Raw genomic sequence first — 25,855 nt, 5'->3', positions numbered from 1 at the left:
TTTTATATTTAATAGATTTTAAGGGATTTATTTGGACAGGTTTTTTACCAAAATATAAAAATTCTCATCTACCAGAACTTGGGTTGTGCCTTTGGCAGGTAAGTTTTCTGATTTCCATTCAGCCTCAGGAAAAAGCCATTTCTCCTGATCATTAACTTTAATTCTTACAGGCATATCAAAATCCTTTACAATATTTGTATATCTGAATCTAATTTTATTATCCTTAAGTCTAAATTCTAAAACCGGTATTTTTGTTGTCCGTAAATATTGATTAAAAAATGCAGTGAGATCTATTTTTGTTTGTTCACTGAGGTAGTTTTCAATTTGTTGTGTTGTAACCGTTTGATGATAAAATTCTTTATTTAACCCGCGAAGAATTTGCCTCCATTTTTCATCATCTTCCAGGAGTTGCCGAAGAGTATGCAACATGTTGGCCCCTTTATAATACATATCAGGTGATCCTTCATAATTAACTCCATACACACCAATAATAGGGCGGTCGTTTCGAATTCTTTTTCGGGTTCCGATGACATATGCTGCTGAAGCTTCGGTGCCAAAATAATAATCCAAATAGAGGTTTTCTGAATAGGCTGTAAAACTTTCATGAATCCACATATCCGCAATATCTATATTGGTAATATTATTGGCGAACCATTCATGGCCCGATTCATGAATAATTATAAAATCGAATTTTAGCCCCCATCCACTCCCTGAAAGGTCAGTTCCTCGATATCCATTCTGGAACTTGTTTCCGTAGGTCACAGAACTTTGATGTTCCATCCCCAGATAAGGGACTTCTACCAATTTATATCCATCTTCATAGAAAGGGTAGGGGCCAAACCAATATTCAAAGGCTTCCATCATCAGACCAGCTTGTTTAAACTGTTTTTCGGCTTTAACGAGATTCTCTCTTAATACGTAATAATCCATGCTCAACTTCCCATTTTCTCCTTCATAGGTCTCTCCGAAATAAACATAATCCGCTATGTTTACATTTACACCGTAATTATTAATAGGATTGGTCACAAACCAATGGTAAGTTATAGAATTCGGGCCTTCTTCAATTTCTCTTAAACGGCCATTGGAAACATTCATTAGATTTTTTGGCACAGTTACGCTTATTGCCATACTATCCACTTCATCATACATATGGTCCTTGTTGGGCCACCAGATACTAGCTCCCAGACCCTGACAGGAAGTTGCAACAAATGGATTGCCATTTGAATCTGTACTCCAGGAGAACCCTCCATCCCATGGAGCATTATCAGCTTCTTTCGGATGCCCGGAATAGGAAACGATTAATTCATTGTATTCACCAATTTTTTGCGGCTTTAAAAGAGTTACCCAGTGTGCATTCCCTATGGAATTAAAAATAAGATCATAGCCGTCCTGAGTTATTTTTGTTATAACCAGAGGTGATTGCAGGTCTATTTGAATAACCTGACTTTCACTTAATACTTTGTATCTGATGGTATTGCTTCCCGAAATAGATTTCTCATCAGGATTAACTTCAATGTTGAGGTCGTAATAATTCAAATCCCACCATGCCCTTTCAGCAGTAATACTTCCTCTAAGAGTGTCTTGCGCAGTAAAAAGTGGTGCCTGGGAGTAAACAGGCAAAACTATAAAAAGTATGACGGCAAGAAGTAAAAATCTAATCATTTAAAGGTTCTTTTCCAGGAGAAAAGCATAATCACTTTCCTTAAGAATAGATAAAAAGTCGTTTGTATTTAAAAGTTCAAATACAGCCTTCTGCTTATCTAATGCAAGTTGATAATATGATTTGGAAATCAGGTATCCTACTGTATATCCCAGATCATGCGGCCTGTCATCAATTGCACCTCCGTTATATAGCCATTTGGAATTGTCCTCCGAAAACAAATCGTTTTTTAGGTCATTCATTATTCTCTGCTCATTTTCTTCATCACTAAGATACATAAGATTGGAATTCTTTAATTCTTCCCCCGAACACAATTCAACAAGAAAATCACATACACCTTCACCGATCACCTGAGCAAGCACTGTTTCATTATTTTTAGTATCCTGATAATTTTGTTGAAAATGCATTAATTCATGTATGGTAAGTCCCGGGAGGTCTGAAACCTCCATGATAGCTTCTTTTTGCCAACTGGTTAATCCTTCAGTAGGCATTGAGTCAGATCTGCCATACATATCACCTCCAATAAACATGCCCATTTCAGTTGCTGTTCCACCAGAGTTTAAAATGCCCGGTACCACATATACTTTTGGAAAAACGGCTTTAGGGTAAATATTTTTAAAATTACGCATCCATCCGGCAGTTTTTGATTTTAAGGCGTTAATGCTATCCGGGTCAAACTGATTTTTTAAGTAATGGAAGTAATCCGGTGAGGCATTTATCATTTGTCCATACATATTGTTCAAATTTATATAGCGCACTACATAAAAATCACGCAGCTCTCTGGGACCTTTAAAAATAAATTCTTTAAAGATATCTTTGGCATTGGCCGTGTCTTTTGCAGCTCGTTCAAAGTAGTCCCAAAAAAGAGTCATTGAACCTATTTCCATACTGTAATGAGAAACGTCCTGAAGCTGCAATTGTATGGAGTCTAATCTCGGTTGCAGTTCCTGCCATAATGGAGTATCCATATTATTTTCCACACCCTGAAGCTTCGAGATTATTTTTGGATTGGCCATACCATTATCTATAGCCTTATGCAATAAAATAGCCACCGAATCTGAATTTCCGGCCTGCGCATATAGGGATGCTGCTTCTACAAATAATTCTGAAGAATTCAAATCTCTATTGGCGTTTACCAACTTATATGCAAAAGTATTGTATGCCCCAGTACTGTCTAGTTGCTCATAATCTTCATAGAGCTGGTTTAAATTGGGTAAATAAAGCCGGTTTAGTGCTTCTTTTTCTGCTTCCTTTCCAGATTGGCAGGAATTTAAAAAAGTTGTAAGCAAAATGATGAAGATAAAGACTCGGGGAAGGTTTCTTCTATTCATGATGTTTTGTTATTCTCTAAAAATTCGATTTGGAAATACAATAATACTTTCATGTCCATTTGCTCCAACGGCCGCAACGCCAAAAAAGGAATTATCAATTACTATTCCATCTAATGTGAAGGAAGTAATATCACCAACATAACGACTGTGATCCCAAGTAGGTGATGTGGTATCACGCCAGTAAATCTTGTAGCCAGTGGCTCCTTCAGACTTGTTCCATTTTAATTTTACTGAAGCCTGTACAATACCACCTATTTGCACTTCCTCCGGTGCTGGGGGTGCAGAGGCAATTGATGCCAAATTTATAGCGTTAACCGCTGTAAGTTTTTTTGCGTACTCAAAATTTACATGTTCCAATACATCGCCGTAAGCTATTCCATTTTCCATTCTGATATCCTGATGTTGCTGGGTATAATTTTCATGTGCTTCCATAATCCGGATACCTGCAAAACCAGCATCATTAAATGGTCTGTGGTGTCCACCTCTACCAAAACGATCCAGTCTGTAAATTAGTATTGGATTCATTTCCGGCATATACATTTTAGTAGTTTTAAAAACATATCTGGCTAGTTGCCGGGAAATACCATCAACTTCTCCGCCATAGAATCTTCTTGCTTTACGCTGCTGTTCTGTTTCCGTGGGAGGTACAGGTTCAGAAAAAATTCGAAAATCACGATTACTAACCACACCGTCTACACCACTTATATTGCCAATCATATCATTATTCAATATTCCTAAAATTTCCCATCCGCTTTTTTTGGCATAGGCTGCAAGACCTTTACCTCCAAATAGTCCTTGCTCTTCACCCGATAGGCCAACATATATAATGCTACTTTCAAACTTATACTTACTCAGAACTCTGGCAGCTTCTATGGTACCTGCCATACCACTGGCATTGTCATTTGCTCCGGGGGAATCTGAAGTAAAATTAGTAGGATCACTAACCCTGGAATCAATATCACCACTCATTATAATAAACTTATTGGGGTACTTACTGCCTCGTTGGATTGCCACAACATTTACTACCCAAACATCATGGACAATACGTTGGTTCTCACCCTCTTTAACTAAATCTTTTTGATAAAACACCTCCAGGCAACTATTACAATTATCTGAGATTTTTTCAAATTCACTTTTTATCCAGCGTCTGGCTGCACCAATCCCTCTCGTTGCCGAAATCGTATCACTTAGCGTATGTCTGGTACCAAAGTTCGTAAGTGTTGTTACATCATTTCTTAAACGTTCAGATGATACATTGTCAATGATCTCGTATAAGCGGGAATCTACCTGGGAATAGGAAAAGGCCGGCAATACTAATAAAAGGAATAAAGCAGAATAACTTCTCATGGACTATAAAATTAAAAAGAGATTATGTTCAAATTGATTCAACAAAAATACAACTAGGATCAGGAACTTTTACAAATTGCTTACCTCAATATTCTCAAATCTAGAATTTACTCAGAAAAGATAAGATTGTTATCTGACCTGCAACTGATCAAAGAGAAGGGATGAATTTAAAAACCAGATTTATTGGATTATTATTTTATTAAGAATCTACTTAAATAACAGGGTTTAACAAGTTAACACCAAAAAACTACAATAATTACTAAATAAATTTTTCAAGGAAACCCCGCACTCCTGAAACACTTTCAATATAATATTTAGCCTTTGTGTTTTGCATCCCCACTTTAACGGTCACGGCCTCTTCAGGAAGCTCCTGGAACATAAACTCATCTGTCCAGTCATCCCCGATAGCAAATATAAAATCATAATCCTTTTGTGGTAGTACTCTCATTGCTGCTCTGCCTTTATTCACATTGCTACTTTTTATTTCCATTACTTTGTTTCCATTTAATACACTTATATCATCATTGCCAATAAGACTGGTAAGTACAGTATTCAATTCAGCAGCTCTGTTGGCTCCAAAGTCGGGATCTGTATTTCTGTAATGCCAGGCCAGAGAATAATTTTTTTCTTCTATAAATGATCCAGGCGTCCTATCCACAAATGATTCCAATACAGGGTAAATTTTTTCCATCCAGTCCTTATTAACATTTTCAAGCATTCTGAATTCTTCGCCATTTTCTGAAATCCATACGCCGTGTTCCGCAATCATATTATACTTTTTCGGTAAAAACCAGCGACCAAACGTCTCTTTATCCCGTCCACTAATCAAATAAATATCGTTTCCTTCCTTTTCGTTCAATTGATCCAATAATTTAAATAGCGATTGATCCGGGCTTGCTTTTTGCGGATCAATTTTAAAGCCAGTTAATGTGCCATCATAATCAATAAAGAAAACTCGTTTTTTTGCCTTGTTGTAATTTTTTAGAATAGCTGTTAGGAGATTTTCAGTTAGGCGTTTAGAAACATTGGTGGCATCGCGGTTTTTTTGCTCCCTTAGAGAACCCATAAAGTCATTGGCCCATTTCTCAACATTATAGCGCTCAAGGCGTCTTTGCAGTATGGTATTTCTCCTTTGCTGTTCTAATTCAGGCATATTTATTGCCTTATATAGGGCGTCTGCAATCTGTTCAAAATTATTTGGATTTATGAGCAGAGCTTCATTCATTTCATTTGCAGAACCGGCCATTTCACTCAAAATAAGAACCCCGGTTTTATCTGTTCTTGTGGCAATGTATTCTTTCGCAACCAGGTTCATTCCGTCCCGTATGGGTGTTAACCAGGCAATATCACTCGAAGTGTATAAATCAATTAAATTCTCAAAAGGAAGTGATCTGTAAAAATACCAGATAGGGGTCCAGCTAACCGTTGCCAATTCTCCATTAATTCGCCCTACAAGTTCATCAATCTCCCTTTTTAATAGTTGATATTGAGGGACGTTAGATCTTGATGGTACTGCCAATATTATAAGTCTGATCTTTTCTTTGTATTGAGGATATTTATCCAGAAAGTATTTAAATGCATGTAAGCGTTTGGCAATACCTTTACTGTAATCCAGACGATCAATAGAAACTACTAATTTGGCATCCGGACTTGATTTTTTATGAAGATCGAGCCTGCGCTGTAAATCGGATTGTTGTGCTTCACTTTGCTGATGGTGTACTTTGGCAGCCTCATTAAATTTTTTATAGTCAATACCCATGGGAAAGGAATCGACCTTTACAATTCTATCATCAACGTAAATATCATCAAAACTAACTTCGTTTCCCAGCAACCTTCTGACAGAACTTAAAAAATGACGTTCATAATCATACGTATGAAAACCTATTAAATCTGAACCTAATAGTCCTTCAAGAATTTCTTCCCGCCAGGGTAAGGTTCGAAATATTTCATAGGAGGGAAAAGGAATATGGAGGAAGAATCCTATCGACAAATTTGGGCGTTTTTCCCTAACCATTTTTGGCACCAGCATTAATTGATAATCATGTATCCAAATGGTGTCATTTTCATCTGCCTTTTCAATAATGGCATCAGCAAATTTTTGATTTACTGACTTATAGGTCAACCAGTTATCTAATTCAAATTCAGCATACTGCAAAAAATAATGAAATAATGGCCAGATCGCACGATTGCTGAATCCAAAATAAAAACCGTTTACCTCGTCTTCACTGAGATTTACTTTGGAAGAACCATGTTTGGCGAGTGCCTTATCTATTTTTGGGATTAGTTCTTTAGGAATTTCTTCATCTGTAAGGCCGCTCCATCCAATCCAAAGACTATCTCCACCCGAATGGACAGATTTCATTCCGGTAGCCAGGCCTCCCACACTTGGTATCGCATTAATACTTCCATTGCCAATTTGCAATTGAACAGGCAGTCTATTTGAGATTATGATAGTTTTGCTCATGTATTGGATAAAATTAAGGGGTATTGATTTTTATTTTTCTAAATTTCGGCAAATTGCAGTGCAATAACAATTAAAAAGAAACTTTTAGCGGATAATTTAATTATGGACAATTTGGATTATGGTATTATCGGAAATTGCAGGAGTGCAGCATTAATTTCTAAAACCGGTTCCCTGGAATGGTGTTGCTTACCTGAATTTGATTCGTCTTCAGTTTTTGCTAAGCTACTGGATGAGAAAATTGGGGGCAGCTTTGAAATTCATGTTTCAGAAGAGTACTCAATAAGCCAGCGATATAAGAAAAATACAGCTGTCCTGATTACCAGGTTTACTGATGGAGATAATACGTTTGAACTGCACGATTTTATGCCAAGGTATTATGCAGAAAATGGAAATTATCATGCACCACCCGAATTAGCACGCCATGTGAGACACATAAAAGGGAAGCCCAGATTTAAAGTACTCTATGACCCAAAACTGGAGTATGCCCTGGGAGAGACCCGGTCTTATGTAAAAAAAAACTTTATTGTTAGTCTTACAGACAACAAAAAATTTGATACTGTCTTTTTGTACACTTCTTTCAACAAAAATGCCGTCATGGAAGGAAGGGAAATAGAAGTCACAAAAAACGGGTACTTTTTACTGACTTATAATGAGAAGATACTACAACCCGATTCGAGGAAGATTTATTTAGACCTGGAAAACACTAAAGTATATTGGTTGAACTGGACCAACAGAACGCCAAAATACAATCAATATAATAAGGAAATTACAAGAAGTGCCATAACACTCAAATTGCTTAGCTATGATAAATCGGGTGCTGTATTGGCTGCTGCCACAACCTCCCTTCCCGAAACTATAGGGGAAGTTAGAAATTGGGACTATCGTTTTTGTTGGATAAGGGACGCTTCAATGGTTATTAAAGTAATGGCTCACTTAGGGCATAAAAACGTTGCCAAGAGGTATTTACAGTTTGTTATTGATCTAATTCCGGATAAAGACGAGAAACTCCAAATAATGTATGGGATTAATAAGGAAAAAAATCTGACTGAAGAGACACTTGATCATTTAAGTGGATATAAAGGTTCTAAGCCGGTTCGAATAGGTAATGCTGCTTACGCACAAAAACAAAATGATATATATGGTATTCTAATGGATGTAATTCATGCCCAGTTGGTAAGATTTAGCACCAACATAGAGAATGGGGAAGAACTATGGGGAATTACCAAAGGGATTGTTTGGATCGTACAGCGGCACTGGAAAGAGGCTGATAAGGGGATTTGGGAGTTAAGAACAGAAGAAAAGCATTTCACTTTTTCTAAAGTGCTTTGTTGGGTGGCTATAGACCGGGCAATAAAAGTTGCCAGGATACTAAAAAAAACCCGGAAACTTGAAAAATGGGTGAAATTGGAACAGGAAATAAAGAAGGATATTTATTCGAATTCCTGGAACAGCGATGTAAACGCGTTTACCCAGTCTTATGGATCGAAACATCTGGATGCCTCTGTTCTGCTGATGGAGTCTTATGGATTTATTAATGCCAGGGAACCTAAATTCGTTAGTACGGTATTGGCCATTGAAAAAGATTTAAGCAATGATGGATTGATGTACAGATATAAAAATGAGGACGATTTTGGATTACCTTCATCGTCATTTACAATCTGTACGTTCTGGTTTATAAATAGCCTGTTTAAGATAGGAGAAGAAGAAAGGGCACAAAAGCTTTTTGATAAAATATTAGGCTACAGTAATCATTTAGGCCTTTTTAGTGAAGATATTGATTTCAAGACAAAAAGATTGCTTGGGAATTTCCCACAGGCGTACTCACATTTAGCCTTAATAGAATGTGCTGTTAATTTTGCAAATAAGGCCGCTGAGGAGAAAGTTTTAGAGTCTATGCGCTAAGAATTAGCCAGAGATTGAAGTGCTATGTGCTTTTGAGTTATATGATTTATGAATTTAATAAAGGAATAGCTTTTCTTTTTATATTATTAAGCAATTCCTTAAAGTGTTCTTCAGTAGTGAATGGATTCATTATTGTTGCCCTCAGGTAAATAATTCCATTAATTTTTGTTTGCACGATATAAAACTCACCTTCTTCCAGAAGTTTTTGCCGAATTGTTACATTGATCTTATTCAGGCTTGGAAGATCTAAGTCTTTATCTATAATTCTGAAACAAATTATATTGGACATTGGTTTTACCGCTATTTCAAAGAATGAGTCATTTTCTAAAATCGCACCAAACTTTTGTCCCAGATCATAAAGTGTTGTGACGAACTCATCAAATAAATCTTTACCATAAATTTTAAGTAAGGTATACCAATGCAGGCTCATCATATATTTAGTGCATTCAAAAGTTCGCTTTGCAAGATTATACCAATCTTCCTCCATGGACTCCTGAAGCAAATAATCTGCTTTTTGTCTGAAGGTGTTATGTGAGTCAACCGCTTCTTTAAACAACAAAGCTGTTGTAATAGAAGGCATCATCATCATTTTATGGCCGTCAATAACAATAGAATCTGCCTTCTGCATTCCTTTTAGCAATGATTTGTATTTTGAAGAAAATATAGCTCCGCCTCCATGTGCCGCATCAATATGGAACCAAATTCCTTTTTCCAAAGCAAAATCCCCAACAGCATTTAGGTCGTCATAAATACCTGTAGCAGTCGAAGGCGCACTTCCCACAATAGCTATAACTTCATACCCTTCATGAATAGTCTTGTTGTAGGATTGCTCTAATAGCTCTGTTTTTAGGGCAAAACCTTCATCAACGGGTATTTTCACAATACCTTTCTCGCCTAATCCCATGATTCGCGCAGCTCTGTCTATGCAGTAATGTGCTTCCTCTGAGACCATTATGGCTAATTTATTGGAAGTGCCATTTTCCCATACGTCATTCCCAGCTCTTTTTTTACGGGCACTTAGAAGGGCTGTAAGATTTGCTAATGTCCCACCTGATGTTAAAAATCCACCGGATTTTTTATCGTATCCAATTTCCTTACATAATTGTTCAACTACAACGCGCTCTATTGCAGTTGGGGCCATTCCCATTTCATAGATCCCCATACCATTGTTTAATATCGCATTTAAGAGGCTTGTCAGGCCTGTAACTGGTGCTACCGGACTTATCTGATGTCCCATATAATGAGGATGATGCAGGTGTATGCTCCGCTTTAAGATTTCATTATTCAGATCGGATGGTTTTCCATTTAAAAGAAAGTTGTTCCAGAATTGATATTCTTCCGAAGGGTTATCCCAATTGATAACTTTTGTTGAAGATTTATTCAATGTTTTATTCAGATGATCGGCCAGAAGATCAATTAATTGATGCCCGTTTTGTCTAAAATCCTCCGGGGAATAAGCAGCCTTTAAAAGTTGTTTGTCCATTCTTTAAAATTAGAAAGTTAGCTCCTTTTAAGCAAGACTTACTTTTTTAATTCACAAGTTAAGAAAATGGATAAAAGACATCGAAACTTGTGTCTAACAAGTATTACAAATTGGTAATGTTTCGCTAAATTTGCAGGGTTAAATTTAAAGGTATAAAATCATGAAATTGAAACATGTTCTAGGTAGTTTTCTTGTAATATTAGTATTGTGGTCTTGTAAAGAAAAAGTATTGCCAGAGGAGACTGTTTTGGTCACTGATACGGAATTTGAATACGTAGTAGATCAGTTTGCAGATCTAAGAGTACTCCGTTATCAGGTTCCGGGTTTTGAGGAACTTACCTTAAAAGAAAAAGAATTGGTTTATTATTTAACACAAGCCGGTTTAGCTGGTCGGGACATTATATGGGATCAGAATTACAGGCATAACCTTAAAATAAGAGAGGCACTGGAAAGCATTTACACCACATTTACGGGAGATAAATCTACCTATGACTGGAACTCATTTGAAGTGTATTTAAAACGAGTATGGTTCTCCAACGGAATTCATCATCATTATTCAAATGATAAAATAGAACCTGGTTTTTCTAAAGAGTATTTAAATTATTTACTTACAGAAACAAATACGGAACTGGAAGGAGAAGCTTTTGAAGTTATATTTAATGAAGCGGATAGCAAAAAGGTGAACAAGAAAAAAGGAGTGGATAATGTGGCCTCCTCAGCAGTTAATTTTTATGGTCAGGATATTACCGATGCGGATGTGGATGCATTCTATAAAACTGCATATAAAGGGCCCGAGGGTCGTTCAATAGAAACGGGTTTAAATTCTACTCTGGTAAAAGAGAACGGTAAATTGGTGGAGAAGGTATGGAAATCAGGCGGTTTGTATGGAACTGCTATAGACGAAGTAATAAAATGGCTGGAAAAAGCGCAGACTGTTGCCGAAAACGAAAAACAAGCTAAAACTTTAGAATTACTGGTAGAGTATTACAAAACTGGAAGCCTTGACGCATGGGATGCGTACGCTATTGAATGGGCAACTTCCACTCAGGGAAATATAGATTGGATAAATGGCTTTATAGAAGTGTATAACGACCCTAAGGGTTATAGAGGATCATATGAGAGTATCATTCAAATAAATGATTTTGATATGTCCAGAAAAATGGCTGTACTTTCAGAATATGCGCAATGGTTTGAAGATAATTCTACCTTAATGGAAGAGCATAAAAAGGACAATGTGGTTGGTGTTTCTTACAAGACAGTTAATGTTGCCGGAGAGGCGGGCGATGCCTCCCCAAGTACGCCTATCGGTGTAAATCTCCCTAATAATAATTGGATACGGCAGCAACATGGAAGTAAGTCTGTGTCATTGGGAAATATAGTTGATGCGTATAGTAGTGCCGGAGGTAGTGGCAGATTAAAAGAGTTTGCCAATGATGAAGAGGAGATCAGGCTTGAAGAAAAATACGGTAAACTTGCAGATAAATTACATACCGCTTTACACGAAGTAATTGGTCATGCTTCAGGACAAATAAATCCGGGAGTAGGTCAACCTAAGGAGACCTTAAAGAATTATAGATCAACTATAGAAGAGGGTAGAGCAGACCTTGTAGGACTGTATTTTGTTATGGATCCTAAGCTAGAGGAATTGGGTCTGGTGGATAACTGGGAAGAAACGGCTAAAGCCTCATACGATGAGTATATAAGAAATGGAATGGTTACCCAATTGATAAGATTAGAATTAGGAGATGATGTGGAAGAGGATCATATGGTGAACAGACAGTGGGTATCAGCCTGGGCATTTGAAAAAGGTAAGCCTAACAATGTCATAGAAAAACTAAGCAGGGACGATAAAACATATTACAATATCAATGATTACGAGGCACTCCGTGAATTATTTGGAGAATTATTGCGTGAAACTCAAAGAATAAAGTCTGAAGGTGATTTTAAAGCTGCTCAGGAATTGGTAGAAGGTTATGGAGTTAAAGTAGATCAGGCATTACACGCTGAAGTACTGGATAGAAATGCCCAATTTACGTCTGCACCATATAGTGGGTTTGTTAACCCTGTATTGGTCCCAACTGCTAATGATGAAGGTGAGATTCTTGAGGTTAATTTAATTCAACCTGAAAGTTTTGAAGAGCAGATGTTAAACTATTCGGCAAGTTATGGTGTTCTAAATTCACAGAATTAAACAAAAAGCTATTTAAGGATATTCTTATTTATAAAAAACCGCTCAATTGAGCGGTTTTTTTATTCTAAAATAAATTGAATTCACTTAATCAAAACTATAGCTGTTATCTGAAGCTACCTTGTCCGCAATTTGCATTCGGAGTTCCGCAACATTAGGCTGATTGGAATATTTTGTAAAACGCTTTAGTCCCATAAGCATCATACGTTGTTCATCACCCTCTGTAAAAGATACTATTGCTTCCTTACCTTTTTGAATCACGATATCAACTGCATTGTATAAATACAGCCTGGACATTGCAATTTGTGTAGCTTGGTTCTCTTCCCCAAATCTTTGGGCATTTTTCTCAGTTCTGAGGATAGTAGATTCGGCCATATATATTTCTATCAATATGTCTGATGCAGCCAATAACACTTGCTGGTGTTTTTCCAGATCAGTACCAAACTTTTGTACTGCACTTCCGGCTACCATCAGAAATACCTTCTTCAGTCTCGTGATTATATCATTTTCTTCCGAAAAGAGCTTAGAATAATCAGGTGTATCAAAAGACGGTATTCCCATAAGTTCATCAGCCACCTTAGTTGCAGGGCCCAATAAATCAACATGGCCTTTCATTGCTTTTTTTACCAGCATACCAACCGCTAACATCCTGTTTATTTCATTGGTTCCTTCATAAATACGTGCTATACGAGCATCTCTCCATGCTGATTCCATTGGCGTATCTGCACTAAACCCCATTCCGCCAAAGATCTGGATACCTTCATCTGTTGTTTGTTGAACATCTTCAGATACTGCAACCTTTAGAATAGAACATTCTATGGCATATTCCTCGACACCTTTGAGTTCGGCCTCCTGGTGTGAATTACCTTCAGCAACACGTATGGCTATTCTATCTTCAATATTCTTAGCAGCCCTATAGCAGGCAGATTCTCCCGCATAGGCATTCGTCGCCATTTGCGCAATCTTTGCTTTAATAGCACCGAAATTTATGATTGGAGTTTTAAATTGAATCCTTTCGTTGGCGTAATTAACTGCCTCACCAAGCACTCTCCTTTGAGCTTCCAGACAAGCTGCAGCTAACTTAATTCTTCCAATATTCAAAGCGTTCATTGCAATTTTAAACCCATTCCCTCGCTCAGACAACATATTTTCAACAGGGACCTTGGTATCACTAAAAAATACCTGGCGGGTGGAGGAGGAGTGAATTCCTAATTTTTTTTCTTCATCTCCCAGAGTAATTCCATTTGAAGCATCATTTTCAATTATAAAGCCCGTAATGTTTTTATCGTCTTCTATTCTGGCAAAAACAATAAATAATTTACAGAAGCCCGCATTGGAAATCCACATTTTTTGCCCGCTAATATGATAATGCTTTCCGTCTTTGGATAATACAGCCTTGGTTTTTCCAGAATTTGCATCTGATCCTGCACCTGGTTCAGTTAGACAGTAAGCTCCGAACCATTCACCTGATGCCAGTTTGGGCACATATTTCTTTTTTTGTTCTTCTGTTCCATAGAGAGTGATTGGCATTGTACCAATTCCAGTATGCGCTCCGAAGGCCGTACTAAATGAACCCGTAGCGCCGGAAATATAATCACATACCAACATTGTGGAAACGAATCCCATGCCAAGACCCCCATATGCCTCAGGAACAGCAACACTTAACAGACCAAGTTCACCGGCCTTGCGCATGCACTCTTCGGTATAGGCATAATCCTTTTTCTCAAATCTTTCCCAATGCCCCCATAGTTCACGATCTACAAACTCATTGGTGCTGTCACGCATCATTTTTTGCTCTTCGGTCAGATCTTCAAGTGTAAAAATATCTTCGCATTTTGTTTCTTTAACCAAAAATTGACCGCCACGTAAGATATCTTTGTTAATTGTATCCGTACTCATTTTATATTTCTTTAATTTATTTTAATTTAAAAACTCGTAGATGCCAGCTGCACCCTGGCCCGTTCCTACACACATGGTTACCATTCCATATTTTCCTTTCATATCGCGCTTACGCATTTCATCAAATAATTGGACGGAAAGTTTGGCTCCTGTACAACCCAGGGGATGACCCAGTGCAATGGCTCCTCCATTTACATTAACCAGATCCTGATTGAGGTTTAATTCCCTTATAACTGCTAGGGATTGAGAGGCAAAAGCCTCGTTTAGCTCTATCAGGGAAATAGCATCCTGTTTTAAACCTGCTTGTTTTAATGCTTTAGGGATTGCCTTTACAGGCCCAATTCCCATGATTCGCGGTTCTACACCGGCAGCTGCATAATTCACCAGACGGGCAATTGGTTCTAACTTTAGCTCCTTTACCATTTCCTCACTCATCACCATTACGAAAGCTGCACCATCACTCATTTGTGAAGAATTACCTGCAGTAACACTGCCACCTGCTGCAAATACAGGCCTTAATTTGGCAAGAACTTCTTTGGAAGTATCTGCTCTTGGGCCTTCATCTTTATTTACAGTGTAGGTATTTGTTTCTTTTTTGCCTGAAGAATTAACAAAAGTGTGTTCTACTTCAATTGGCACGATTTGTTCCTGAAACTTGTTTTCCTTTTGTGCTTTTAAGGCTTTCATGTGAGAGTTGTATGCAAAATTATCCTGATCATCTCTTGAAACCTTAAATTGTTTTGCTACAGCCTCTGCTGTTAATCCCATACCCCAGTAATAATCTTCATGACCTTCTTTGGCGATTTCGTAATCGGGGGTTGGCTTGTATCCTCCCATTGGGATATAACTCATGCTTTCAGCTCCTCCGGCTATTATACAATCGGCCATGCCTGCCTGTATCTTGGCTGTAGCAATACCAATGGTTTCTAGCCCCGAGGCACAATAACGGTTTACCGTAACGCCGGGAACGTCGTCTATTTCCAATCCCATTAAGGAAATAAGGCGAGCCATATTAAGTCCCTGCTCCGCTTCTGGCATTGCATTACCTACAATAACGTCATCAATTCTCTTTTTATCGAACTGTGGCAACTCGTTCATCATAAATGCGATGGTCTCTGCCGCCAATTCATCAGGTCTTTTAAAACGAAATAATCCTCTTGGTGCTTTGCCAACTGCTGTTCTGTAAGCCTTAACGATATATGCTGTTTTCATTTTTTTAATTTCTAAGTGGTTTACCTGTTTTTAACATGTGTTGAATTCGTTCCAAAGTCTTTCTCTCCGTACAGAGCGATAAAAAGGCCTCTCGTTCCAAATCCAATAAGTATTGCTCACTTACAAGACTTGCTTCTGATAAATCTCCTCCAGCCATTACATAAGCTAATTTATCTGCGATTTTTTTATCGTGCTCACTAATGTAGTGACCTGCTTCCATAGAATCCGTGCCTACCAGGAACATGCCCAAAGCCTGTTTTCCCAAAACCTTTACATCTTTTCTTTTGATGGGTTGGGTATAACCTCCTTCAGCTAAAAGTTTCGCCTGGGCCTTAGCTGTTGCTATCTGCCGGTCTTTATTTACGACAACGATGTCCTTTCCTTTTTGCAGGACACCTAAGTCATATGCTTCATATGCTGAAGTAGACACTTTGGCCATTCCAATTGTCAGAAAATATTCCTGCAGCACATTTAATTCTACATCATTTTTTCTGAATATGTCAGATGCCCTTAATGCCATTTCTTTTGAACCACCACCACCCGGGATGACTCCAACTCCAAATTCGACCAGCCCAATATAGGTTTCAGCGGCAGCAACTACTTTATCAGCATGAAGTGATAGCTCACAACCACCGCCCAGACACATGCCATGTGGCGCTGAGACTGTTGGGATAGAAGAATAACGCATGCGCATCATTGTATCCTGAAAGTATTTAATAGCCATATTCAACTCATCGTACTCCTGTTCAACGGCCATCATGAATATCATTCCTATATTGGCTCCCACGGAAAAGTTAGCCGCCTGATTACCTATAACAAGCCCTTGAAAATCCTTCTCAGCAAGGTCTACTCCTGTATTTAAACCAGACAATACATCTCCGCCAATAGTATTCATTTTAGATTGGAATTCTACATTTAGTATTCCATCACCAAGGTCTTCAATGACGACGCCACTATTTTTAAATACTTCATTAGATTTTCTTATGTTATCTAAAATAATAAATGAATCCTGGCCGGGTACCTTAGTCATGGCCTTCTGCGGAATATCATAGAAATAAGTAGCCCCATCCTTTATACTGTAGAATGAAGAGACACCTGAGTCCTTAAGCTCCTGAATCCATGTTGCCGGACTATGACCCTCTTCTGCAATCATTTTTAAACCATTTTCCAAACCAATGGCATCCCATATCTGGAAGGGCCCATGTTCCCAGCCAAAACCGGCTTTCATAGCATCGTCAATTTTATATAATTCATCTGTTATTTCAGGTATGCGGTGGGAAACATATGCAAAAAGTGCCGCAAAGCTTTTACGGTAAAAGATGCCGGCTTTATCCTTGCCATTTACCAAAACTTTGAAACGATCAATAACTTTATCTATGGGTTTGGTAATTTCCAGGGTGGCGAAATTTGCTCTCTTTTTGGGTCTGTAATCCATAGTATCCAGATCCAGGCTAAGAATGTCACTTTTCCCTTCTTTTGTCTTTACCTTTTTATAGAAACCCTGACCTGTTTTACTTCCCAGCCATTTGTTATCAGACATGGTCTGGATAAATTCCGGTAACTTAAATAATTCATGTCGTTCATCATCGGTACAATTTTCATAGATACCATTGGCCACATGGACTAAAGTATCTAGTCCTACTACATCCACGGTTCTGAAAGTTGCAGATTTTGGTCTACCAATTACCGGACCTGTTAGCTTATCTACTTCTTCCACAGTGAGCCCTAATTCTTTGACCATATGAAATAAACTCTGAATGCTAAAGATCCCAATTCTGTTACCTATAAAAGCAGGGGTATCCTTTGCTACTACAGATGTTTTTCCGAGAAATTTTTCGCCATAGCTATTTAAAAAATCCAACACAGATTGTTTCGTTTTCGGCCCCGGAATGATTTCAAATAGCTTTAAATAACGAGCGGGATTAAAGAAGTGAGTCCCACAAAAATGTTCCTGGAAATCATCGCTTCTTCCTTCGCTCATGAATTTAATGGGAATACCGGAGGTATTGGACGTTATTAATGTTCCGGGACTTCTATGCTTTTCGAGGTTCTCAAATACCATTTTCTTTATGTCCAGGCGTTCCACAACCACTTCAATAATCCAATCTACCTGTCCTACTTTCGCTATATCATCTTCAAGATTACCTGTAGTAATTCTACCGGCGAAACCTGAATGATAGATAGGGGATGGCTTTGATTTTAAAGCCGCTGCCAGGGAATCATTGACAATTCTATTTCTTACCGCTTTATCTTTAAGTGTAAGTCCTTTTGATTTTTCCTTTTCACTAAGTTCCCTGGGAACAATGTCTAGTAATAGTACTTCAACTCCAATATTTGCAAAGTGACAGGCAATTCCGCTACCCATTATACCAGAACCTATGACAGCTACCTTTTTAATGTGCTTATTCATTGATGGTGATTATTTAATTTTGTATTCCTTCTATATATTTTTTTCTCAGTAATAAGGTTGTTTATGGTTTCCATAACCTCAAAAAAGTTTTTCAACTTCCCCTCATTAACATTTTGCTTAATAACATCATTAAACCGTAAAACAACATCTTTGGAATCTTCACGTTTTTCAAGACCAAAAGGGGTAAGATGTATTAAAACGCCACGGCCATCATCCGGATTAGGCCTACGAATAATTAGCCCTTTTTCTTCCATACTTTTTAGTATTCGGGACAAGCTAGTGGCCTCCATTCCCATTTTAGGACCCAGGGATGTGGATGGGGTACCGGTTTTAGGATCTATACTTAGCAGTGTAAAACCAACTGCCATTGTTGTGCCAAAATGTTTGGCTTCTTCATTATACATTTTGGCAACGGATTGCCAGGTAGCACGCAAGGCATAATCTATGGTTATATCCTTCATAAAATCTTCAATTGATCCTCAAAGATATAAAAATTTATTATGCATGCATAATAAATTTTTAAGAATAACTGTTGATTTTAAAAAGGAATTTAGGTCAAATCAAGTAGTTCTGATCCCCTTAATAAGAAGTATCTGCTATTAATGCCCATATATTTGATTGTAGAGGTCCATATACTTTTCTTTAATAATCTTCCGGCGAAGTTTCATAGTAGGGGTGAGGTGACCTGTATCAACACCCCAGACATCTGGGGTAAGTCTAAACTGTTTAATTTTTTCCCATTTGGCAAATTTTTCATTGGCGTGATCAACTTCTTCCTGAAATCTGACCAAAACTTTTGGATTAACAACACATTCGGTATTGGTTCCCAGACTTAGCTTATGCCTTACCGCCCATTCCTCTAAGAACTCAAAATTGGGTTGGATGAGTGCAGCAGGCATTTTCTCTCCTTCACCAACAACCATAATTTGTTCAATAAATCTGGATTGCTTAAATCGGTTTTCCAATACTTGAGGTGCTACATATTTACCTCCCGAGGTTTTAAACATTTCCTTTTTACGGTCTGTAATCCTTAGGAAACCATCGGCATCAATTTCACCAATATCGCCTGTGTGAAAAAAGCCGTCTTTTAGTACTTCAGCACTTTTGTGGGCATCTCTGTAATAGCCCATCATTACCTGTGGACCTTTTATACAAATCTCACCATCTGCGGCAATCTTTACTTCAGTACGTCCTATAGGTTTACCCACAGTTCCTATCTTAAAGCCATTATTGCGCATGTCATTTACTGAGACAACCGGGGAGGTTTCCGTTAGTCCGTAACCTTCCATAAGACCCATTTCGGCAGCATTAAAAATTCTGGCCAATCTGGTCTGCAAGGCCGCACTTCCCGATGCAATAAGATCAAGATTTCCCCCAAGCCCGGCTTTCCATTTGCTAAAAATTAATTTACGAGCCAGTTTGAGTTGTTGTTCATACCACCATCCGTTTTGACCATATGGTTCATATCTAAGGCCAACTTTTACCGCCCAAAAAAACAAGAATTTCTTAATGCCCTTTAAGTCAGCACCCTTTGCAATAATCTTGTCGTAAACCTTTTCTAAAAGTCTGGGAACAGCTGTCATGACATGGGGCTCAACCTCTTTTAAATTTTCACTAATCGTTTCCAGAGATTCAGCGAAATAGATAGAAACACTTCTATACTGATACAAATACATTAGCATTCGTTCATAAATGTGGCAAACGGGTAAGAAACTAAGCGCTTTGACTGCACCGTCAGCAATTGGCAATCTTGTTGAACTTTCCAATGTATTACTTACAATATTATCATGAGAAAGCATTACTCCTTTTGGCCTTCCCGTTGTGCCGGATGTATAAATTAATGTAGCCAGATCCCCGGGTTTTACGGAGTCTTTAAGCTTTTCTACTTCACTCTGGTTTGACTCGTCTTTTCCTAGTTGCAATATTTCTTTCCAGTTCTTACAGTCCCCTAGTTCATCAAAAGAATATATTTCCTTTAAGGAAGGAACCTTTTCCTTTACCGCTTTAACTTTCTGATGAACCTCACTGCAGGATACAAAACAATAAACACATTCTGAATGGTTGAGAACATAGGCATAATCCTCTTCTGAAATTGTGGGATAAATTGGCACATTTTGTGCACCTAATTGTAAAATCCCAATGTCCATAATATTCCATTCTGTTCTGTTGGTCATGGAAATCAGAGCAATCTTGTTATTTGGTTTTACGCCTAATCTTAGCAAAGCCCTACTCACTGTATTTGCCTTATCTATATACTCTCTGGTAGAAGTTGCAATCCACTCCCCATTATATTTTGTTACAAGGGCATTCTTGAGATCAAATTTTTCTAATTGGTAATAAGGAAAATCAAAAAGACGGGTTATATTTTGCATACTCAGTTTCTGAATGGTAATTGCAAAATAAGAAAAGGGAACGGTTTTATAAAGCGGGATTACTAAAAAAAGACCTTAATTTCTAATAATTTGATAATAAAATATGATCTAATAATAAATATGATCTTAAAAGGTCAATTAATTATTTAGTGCAAATGAAGTTTCATACCCTCATGGGACGCTATGAACCCTAGTTTTTCATAAAATTTAACGGCCGCATCTCTTTTTTTGTCCGTAGTAAGCTGCACTACATGTGCTCCTTTTTCTTTAGCGCGATCTATGGCCCATTTTATAAGCTCCTGCCCAATTCCTTTATTCCTGTAATTCTCATGGACTCTAACGGCTTCTATTTGTGCTCTTATGCCTCCCTGATAAGTTAGATATTGAATAAAACTCAGTTGTAAGGTGCCAATTACAGTTCCGGAGTCGTTTAACATTACTATTAATTCCTGGTTTTGATCCGAATTAATATTGTCAAATGCATTTATATACTGCTGAGGTAAAGGAGTTTTGAAGTTTTCTCTTAACCTGCCTAATTCATCGTTGGCTATGAGTCCTACGATGGCTGGTACGTCCTTTTTATTGGCCCTGCGAATATTCAAGAATCTTCGTTTTGTTTTTCTATCCATTTTCTGGCGTTAGCAAACGCCTCTAACCAGGGTGATATTTGATCGTTTCTATCCCTCGGGTAATATGCCCAGTTCCATGGAAAAATAGAACGTTCTATATGTGGCATGGTTACCAAATGCCTTCCTGTTTTATCGCACATCATAGCGGTATTAAAATCACTTCCATTGGGATTAGCGGGATAGTCACTATAACCATATTTAGCAACAATATCATAATTTTTTTCGGTCAATGGAAGACTAAATTTCCCTTCACCATGTGATATCCATACCCCAAGAGATGTTCCTGAAAGAGAAGCAAGCATTACCGAATTATTGTCTTCAATCTTCACTGAGGTGAAACTGCTTTCATGCTTATGCGAATCGTTAAAAGTCATTTTTCCATGAACTTTATGTTCAGGATTCACTAATTCCAATTCCATAAAAAGCTGACATCCGTTGCAAATACCAACCGATAGCGTATCTGTCCTATCGAAAAAATTCAGAAGTGATTGCCTTGCCTTTTCATTATATTTAAATGCCCCTGCCCAGCCCTTGGCACTTCCCAAAACATCTGAATTGGAGAATCCGCCCACAGCGCCTATGAACTGTATGTCTTCCAGGGTTTCCCTCCCCGAAATGAGATCGGTCATGTGGACGTCCTTGACATCAAATCCGGCAAGGTACATTGCATTGGCCATTTCACGTTCAGAATTACTGCCTTTTTCTCTTAATATTGCTGCCTTCGGACGTTTTATATTTTCAGCACTTCTTTCAGGATACTGATTTTGAAAATATGATGGGAAGTTAAAATTCAGAGGTTGTTTTTTATAATTTTCATATCTTGATTTAGCAAGATTATCAGAGGTTTGTCTTTCGTCTAAGAGATAAGAAGTTTTATACCAGATATCCCGTAAACTGTTAATATTCAAACCTATTTCAACTTCTTGATTTTTTAAGTTCAAGTGCGGTTGTTGGATAACTTCCCCAATTTTCTTGAAATCTATTCCGGCCTCCTGCATTTTTACTTCTACCGAATCATCTTTGGCTTGAAAGACCAGTCCGGAATTTTCTGCAAAAAGTAATTTGATAGTATCTTTTTCAGCCAGATTTGAAAGATCCAGAGAAGCACCCAGATTAACATCGGCAAAACACATTTCCAAAAGCGTGGTTATCAATCCACCTGAAGCGACATCATGGCCGGCTACAATTTGTCCATCTTTTATTAATTCCTGAAGTGTGTTAAATACATCAATCACATATGCCGATTCTTTGATTGTAGGGGCTTTTTCACCAATTCTATTGAGGATTTGTGAAAAAGATGAACCACCTAACTCATATGCATCCTGCGAGATGTTTACATAATAAATACTTCCTGCATTATCTAGAAATACAGGTTCAACTACCTTGGTAATATCCGTGCAATTTGCTGCTGCTGAAATTATTACTGTCCCCGGTGCAATAACTTCTTCATCATTGTATTTTTGTTTCATGGATAATGAATCCTTGCCGGTGGGGACATTTATCCCAAGTTCAATAGCAAAATCCGATATAGCTTTAACTGCTTCATACAATCTGGCATCTTCTCCTTCGTTTCTGCATGGCCACATCCAATTAGCTGAGAGAGCAACCGATTTTAAGCCGTCTTTTAGAGGTGCCCAGACAATATTTGAAAGGGCCTCGGCAATACTGTTCCTGCTACCTGCGATTGGATCAATTAATCCGCTTATCGGCGAATGACCAATAGAAGTCGCAATACCTTCCCGGCCTTTAAAATCCAATGCCATGACTCCACAATTATTAAGGGGTAATTGCAAAGAACCGGCACACTGCTGTTTGGCAACCTTGCCACCAACACATCGGTCTACCTTATTTGTTAACCAGTCCTTACAGGCAACAGCTTCGAGCTGAAGGACTTGTTCGAGGTAGTCGTGAAAAAATTCTATTTTATAATTTGTTTCCTGATACTTCCTGTCTACTGTAATATCATCCATGATAGTTTTTGGAGAGCTGCCAAACATGTCGGAAAGTTCAAGGTCCATTGGCTTGATTCCTTTTGTTTCAGATTCGAAAGTGAATCTATTGTCTCCGGTAACATCCCCTACATCATAAATTGGAGAGCGTTCCCTATCGGCAATTCTATGTAATAACCCCATATTTTCGGTACCCATAACGAGCCCCATGCGTTCCTGAGATTCATTCCCTATAATTTCCTTGGCAGAAAGCGTGGGGTCACCAATAGGGAGCTTATCCAGATCAATTTTGCCTCCTGTCTCCTCCACTAATTCTGATAAACAGTTTAAATGCCCGCCGGCACCGTGATCATGAATAGAAACTATGGGATTTTCCTTACTTTCTACGAGGCCCCGTATTGCATTAGCCGCGCGTTTTTGCATTTCCGGGTTCGATCGCTGCACTGCATTTAATTCTATAGATGAACTAAATTCACCGGTATCGGCGCTTGAAACGGCAGCACCACCCATTCCTATGCGGTAATTATCACCCCCAAGAATTACTATTTTATCTCCTTTTTTTGGAGTTCCTTTTAGGGCCTGGTCCGCTTTACCATAACCAATGCCGCCTGCGAGCATAATAACTTTATCATAACCCAATTTTCTGGAGTGTTCTTCGTGTTCAAAAGTCAATAAAGATCCTGAAATTAAAGGTTGACCAAATTTGTTGCCAAAATCAGAAGCACCATTGGAAGCTTTTATAAGAATATCCATTGGGGTCTGATATAACCATGGTCTTTCCTCCATACCATTCTCCCATGGCCTGTTTTTTTCCAGGCGTGAATAAGAGGTCATGTATACGGCTGTTCCTGCTATGGGTAATGAACCTTTACCTCCTGCCAATCGATCCCGTATCTCACCTCCAGAACCCGTGGCTGCCCCATTAAAAGGTTCTACGGTAGTAGGAAAGTTGTGAGTCTCGGCTTTTAGTGAAATAACAGATTCAAACTCGTTTTCCTGATAGAAGTCTGGTTTATCAGAAGTTTTTGGAGCGAATTGAACCACTTTAGGACCTTTTACAAAAGCTACATTGTCTTTATATGCCGATACAATTTCATTTGGATTTTCCTTAGCTGTTTTTTTTATCAGCTTGAAAAGTGAGGATGGCATTTCCTGACCATCAATAACAAAAGTCCCGTTAAAAATTTTGTGCCTGCAATGTTCAGAATTTACCTGACTGAATCCAAAGACTTCAGAATCTGTTAATTTCCGACCTATTTTTTTTGATAATCCTTCGAGATATTCTACTTCATCCGGGCTTAGGGCCAATCCTTCTTCTTTATTATATTTAGAAATATTATCTATTTCAAGAATTGGATGAGGCTCCGTCTCAATGCTGTAAATCTCCTGATTTAACTCTTGGTACTTTTGTGAGAGCATTGGATCAAAACCTTTAAAGTTTTCATCCACGGGTGTAAATTCTTCTATTCTAAGAATTCCGAAAACACCCATATTCTGAGTTATTTCCGTGGCATTAGTACTCCAGGGGGTAATCATAGCAGCCCTTGGTCCAACAAAAAAGGCGTCTATAGACGCCACATTTATTCTGGATTGATTCCCAAATAACCAACTAAGTTTCTCAATGTCTTTTTCAGAAAGTTCTTGTTTAGTTTGTACTGCAAAAACTTTAGTGCTGAGGTCTCCAAAGAATTGAATCATGGAACGTATTACAAATTAGGATTACGAAAGCACAAATTTACATTATTAATATGGGTTTTTTCAAGAGAAAAGTTAACAGTTTTCAAACGGAATTGTTCATTACTTCCTGATCATTCGAGCCATATAGAAACCATCAAATCCACTTTCTGACGCATAAATGTTCATCTCCTCCTCCAGAGAGAATACCTTTCCTTCTTCAGAATCCAAAAATTGCTTTATTTGCTCTGTATTCTCCTGTGGTATAATAGAACAAGTAGCATATATAAGTTTGCCTCCTTCTTTTACCATCTTGCTGTAATTTTTCAGTATTTCCTGTTGTACTTTGGTAATCTTGTCCAGAAATTCCGGCTGCAATTTCCACTTGGCGTCCGGATTGCGTCTCAGTACACCCAGTCCAGTACACGGGGCATCTATTAGCACTCTATCAGCACTTGCATATAATTTTTTATAAACCTTGCTGTTGACTATCACTCTTGTTTCTACATTATGGCCCCCGTCTCTTTTAGCCCTTCTCTTTAGTTCCTTTAATTTATTTTCATAGATGTCAAGGGCAATAAGTTGCCCTTTATTTTTCATTAGAGCGGCTAAATGCAAAGTTTTACCACCAGCTCCGGCGCAGGCATCAATTACCCGTAACCCCGGTTCAGCCTTTGTAAAATATCCAACCTTTTGTGATGAGGCATCCTGCACTTCAAAAAAGCCTTCAGCGAATGCCTTTGTCCTAAAAACATTTGTACGCTCTTTTAATTTCAAGGCATCGGGATAACCCTCAATAGTTTCGGTCTCAATGCCCTCTTCTAAAAGAATGTTTCTTAAATTATTTTTAGTTGTTTTAAGTGTATTGACCCTTAGAATTACCTGAGCCTGTTTATTTAATGCTGCAATTTCCCTTGTCCATAACTCCTCTCCCAATGAATTTAAACCCAGTTGTTCTATCCAGTCTGGAATAGATTCTCTGTATTTTCTGATTTTCGAAAGCTCATCGAATTTCCCTTTTATTCTCCTGGTTGGAGTCTTTTCTATTTGTTTCCAATCTGGTAGTTGTATTCCCCTAAGTACCGCCCATACGGCAAATAGCCTAAATAAGTTTGGTCTGGAATAAGGAGCACTTACCTCTGCAATTTCTGAATAAAGACGTTTCCAACGGACTATATCATAGGTGGTTTCAGCAATAAAACCTCTGTCTCTCGAGCCCCATCGTTTGTCGTGCTTCAAGGTCTTTTCCACCACCTTATCGGCATATTCTCCTTCGTTAAATATGAGGTTGAGTGCGTCTACCACTGCAAACACCAAATTTCTATGTAACCGCAT

The 25,855-nt window shown here is 38.2% G+C and carries 15 protein-coding genes; 2 read left to right on the top strand and 13 right to left on the bottom strand.

Features of this window, described 5'->3' with window-relative positions; translation table 11 throughout:
• Positions 1–27 precede the first annotated feature (27 nt).
• The 4 genes from ABJH90_RS08300 to ABJH90_RS08285 form a co-directional block, all read right to left on the bottom strand.
• Entirely contained in the window at positions 28–1,662 is a 1,635-nt protein-coding gene (locus tag ABJH90_RS08300; RefSeq protein ID WP_348138244.1) for a M1 family metallopeptidase, read from the bottom strand.
• On the bottom strand, positions 1,663–2,991 hold the full coding sequence (locus ABJH90_RS08295) for a DUF2268 domain-containing putative Zn-dependent protease (RefSeq protein ID WP_348138242.1): 1,329 nt from the start codon (positions 2,989–2,991) through the stop codon (positions 1,663–1,665).
• A gap of 9 nt (positions 2,992–3,000) precedes the next feature.
• On the bottom strand, positions 3,001–4,338 hold the full coding sequence (locus ABJH90_RS08290) for a M28 family metallopeptidase (RefSeq protein WP_348138240.1): 1,338 nt from the start codon (positions 4,336–4,338) through the stop codon (positions 3,001–3,003).
• Positions 4,339–4,597: 259 nt separating this feature from the next.
• Entirely contained in the window at positions 4,598–6,802 is a 2,205-nt protein-coding gene (locus ABJH90_RS08285; protein ID WP_348138238.1) for a bifunctional alpha,alpha-trehalose-phosphate synthase (UDP-forming)/trehalose-phosphatase, read from the bottom strand.
• Between the two features lie 102 nt (positions 6,803–6,904).
• On the opposite strand from ABJH90_RS08285, the gene ABJH90_RS08280 reads away from it, so the two are divergent.
• The gene (locus ABJH90_RS08280; protein WP_348138236.1) at positions 6,905–8,704 is read left to right on the top strand and encodes a glycoside hydrolase family 15 protein; all 1,800 of its coding nucleotides are present in this window, start codon (positions 6,905–6,907) and stop codon (positions 8,702–8,704) included.
• A 46-nt stretch (positions 8,705–8,750) separates the two neighbouring features.
• On the opposite strand, the gene ABJH90_RS08275 is transcribed toward ABJH90_RS08280, so the two are convergent.
• The gene (locus ABJH90_RS08275; RefSeq protein ID WP_348138234.1) at positions 8,751–10,187 is read right to left on the bottom strand and encodes an aminotransferase class V-fold PLP-dependent enzyme; all 1,437 of its coding nucleotides are present in this window, start codon (positions 10,185–10,187) and stop codon (positions 8,751–8,753) included.
• A gap of 160 nt (positions 10,188–10,347) precedes the next feature.
• Between ABJH90_RS08275 and ABJH90_RS08270 the strand changes: the two genes are divergently transcribed.
• Positions 10,348–12,378, top strand: coding sequence for a dihydrofolate reductase (locus ABJH90_RS08270; RefSeq protein ID WP_348138232.1), 2,031 nt, complete (start codon positions 10,348–10,350; stop codon positions 12,376–12,378).
• A gap of 84 nt (positions 12,379–12,462) precedes the next feature.
• Here ABJH90_RS08270 and ABJH90_RS08265 read toward each other — a convergent pair whose 3' ends face one another.
• The 8 genes from ABJH90_RS08265 to ABJH90_RS08230 all read right to left on the bottom strand — a co-directional run bounded on the left by ABJH90_RS08265 (position 12,463) and on the right by ABJH90_RS08230 (position 25,855).
• Entirely contained in the window at positions 12,463–14,274 is a 1,812-nt protein-coding gene (locus ABJH90_RS08265) for an acyl-CoA dehydrogenase family protein (RefSeq protein ID WP_348138230.1), read from the bottom strand.
• 21 nt (positions 14,275–14,295) lie between these two features.
• On the bottom strand, positions 14,296–15,486 hold the full coding sequence (locus ABJH90_RS08260) for an acetyl-CoA C-acyltransferase (protein ID WP_348138228.1): 1,191 nt from the start codon (positions 15,484–15,486) through the stop codon (positions 14,296–14,298).
• A gap of 4 nt (positions 15,487–15,490) precedes the next feature.
• A complete protein-coding gene (locus ABJH90_RS08255) occupies positions 15,491–17,896 on the bottom strand; it encodes a 3-hydroxyacyl-CoA dehydrogenase/enoyl-CoA hydratase family protein (RefSeq protein WP_348138226.1) in 2,406 nt (801 codons plus the stop codon).
• Complete coding sequence (locus ABJH90_RS08250; protein WP_348138224.1) at positions 17,893–18,357, bottom strand: MarR family transcriptional regulator; 465 nt, start codon at positions 18,355–18,357, stop codon at positions 17,893–17,895. Before ABJH90_RS08250 ends, ABJH90_RS08255 begins: the two co-directional genes overlap by 4 nt.
• A gap of 138 nt (positions 18,358–18,495) precedes the next feature.
• On the bottom strand, positions 18,496–20,268 hold the full coding sequence (locus ABJH90_RS08245; RefSeq protein WP_348138222.1) for an AMP-dependent synthetase/ligase: 1,773 nt from the start codon (positions 20,266–20,268) through the stop codon (positions 18,496–18,498).
• Between the two features lie 146 nt (positions 20,269–20,414).
• On the bottom strand, positions 20,415–20,897 hold the full coding sequence (locus tag ABJH90_RS08240; protein ID WP_348138220.1) for a GNAT family N-acetyltransferase: 483 nt from the start codon (positions 20,895–20,897) through the stop codon (positions 20,415–20,417).
• Positions 20,867–24,544: a phosphoribosylformylglycinamidine synthase gene (purL, locus tag ABJH90_RS08235; RefSeq protein WP_348138218.1), complete on the bottom strand. Its 3,678-nt coding sequence runs from the start codon at positions 24,542–24,544 to the stop codon at positions 20,867–20,869. Before purL ends, ABJH90_RS08240 begins: the two co-directional genes overlap by 31 nt.
• Before the next feature lie 99 nt (positions 24,545–24,643).
• A complete protein-coding gene (locus ABJH90_RS08230) occupies positions 24,644–25,855 on the bottom strand; it encodes a methyltransferase domain-containing protein (protein WP_348138216.1) in 1,212 nt (403 codons plus the stop codon).

This window comes from Eudoraea sp., from assembly GCF_039969275.1.
Taxonomy (GTDB): Bacteria; Bacteroidota; Bacteroidia; order Flavobacteriales; family Flavobacteriaceae; genus Eudoraea.
The sequence above is the reverse complement of the archived record's forward strand: the minus strand, read 5'-3'. Positions and strand labels throughout refer to the sequence as shown.